The organism is Vibrio sp. Vb0888 (assembly GCF_033338835.1).
GTDB lineage: Bacteria > Pseudomonadota > Gammaproteobacteria > Enterobacterales > Vibrionaceae > Vibrio > Vibrio alginolyticus.
The window spans coordinates 1-1092 of record NZ_JAWOTL010000291.1; the positions used below are offsets into that span (position 1 = coordinate 1).

General features: G+C 47.3%; 2 protein-coding genes. One reads left to right on the forward strand and one right to left on the reverse strand.

All coding sequences use genetic code 11. From position 1 onward, the window contains the following. On the forward strand, nt 1-429 hold a 429-nt coding region (locus R7P72_RS25710), incomplete at its 5' end, for a tRNA (pseudouridine(54)-N(1))-methyltransferase TrmY (protein WP_318111062.1). A gap of 80 nt (nt 430-509) precedes the next feature. On the opposite strand, the gene R7P72_RS25715 is transcribed toward R7P72_RS25710, so the two are convergent. Beyond that, the coding region (locus R7P72_RS25715; protein ID WP_318111064.1) for a metallopeptidase TldD-related protein at nt 510-1092 on the reverse strand (583 nt) is incomplete at its 5' end.

The window sequence follows — 1092 nt, forward strand, 5'->3', positions numbered from 1 at the left end:
ACGAAGGATTACTCGCGCACGATTACCATTCGTTCAAACGACATTACCAATATTGGTGGTTTTCACGAGTCAACGTTGATCGCTGCCGTTGCCCGTGCGTTGGACGCATCTGTTGGTATGGGTAAAGAGCAGCTTCGTGAAGTTGAGCCGGGTATTACGGTTCGTACAGTGAGCTTCGAACGCTTGGTTCAAGAACTGGCGGAAGACCACCAACTTTATATGTTGGACAAGAAAGGCGAATTTGTTCGTGATGCAGAAATTGGTGAAAATCCATGTTTCTTGCTAACCGACCACATTCCGATGCCGAAGAAGTCGTTCAACAGCTTGAAGCGCCTAGGTACTGAGAAAATCAGCCTTGGACCTAAGATGCTGTTTGCTTCTCAGTGTGTAGTATTGATCCACAACGAACTGGATATCCGCGAATTCTAGTTATTCGCGTACACGTTGCTAGATGATGAAAGAGGACTCGATTGAGTCCTCTTTTTTGTTTCTGACTTTCTATGCCGCGCTTATTTACCGCCAATACTCAATCGAGCAAAACGCACATCTGGCGCGAAGAAAGTGCGGCTATCATTAATAAGCTGCGTATCACCCACAGCTTCTACTTCTTGCAGCATCTTATAGAAGTTACCTGCAACTGTAATTCCGCGCACAGGTTGAACACGCTGACCATCACGGCACAAGAAACCACTCGCACCAAATGAGAAATCACCACTGACAGCATCTGCACCAGAGTGAACCCCTTGCAGTTCCACTAATTCTAGGTATTCACCAGCTTTGACTTCTGACGCACTGCTGTTGCCTGTCGCAATCACTTTATGATTTGCCGATACGTCTAGGCTCGATTTCGCACTGCGAGATGCACTTGCCGTCGACACTGCACCTAAATAACTCGCTGTTTGGCTATTGTGCAATAGCGTTCTCAGTTGGCCATTGGCGATCAACACATTGTCTTGAGTGGCAAAACCTTCACTATCAAACCCTGCGATAGCCATACCATTTGGCATGTATGCCGCATCGGTAAAGGTGAGAAGTTCACTTGCTACGCTTTGACCAAGCTTGTCACCCAGTGGGGAGATGCCCTTCATCGCA